Consider the following 215-nt stretch of genomic DNA (forward strand, 5'->3'; position numbering starts at 1 on the left):
ATCAAGGCCAAGCAGGATGATCTGCAGAAGTCCTTCTACGCCATCAGCGAGAAGGTTTACAAGCAGGCTGCTCAGGCCCAGGGCGCTCAGCCCGGTGCCGATGCCGGTGCCCAGATCCTTGGCGCTTACGTGCACAATGCCGTTGGCGTCAATGTCGAAGGTAACTTCGATCTGCGGCACACCACGGGGAGCCGGAGCGATGCCATCCAGGTGGA

General features: G+C 60.5%; 1 pseudogene. It reads right to left on the reverse strand.

The features are described 5' to 3' along the window. Positions 1-102: 102 nt before the first annotated feature. A pseudogene (locus H6B10_RS17810) lies at positions 103-215 on the reverse strand (Hsp70 family protein); the annotation flags it as partial.

Origin of the sequence: Gemmiger formicilis, assembly GCF_016901605.1 — a bacterium.
In the GTDB taxonomy this organism is placed as follows: Bacteria; Bacillota; Clostridia; order Oscillospirales; family Ruminococcaceae; genus Gemmiger; species Gemmiger formicilis_B.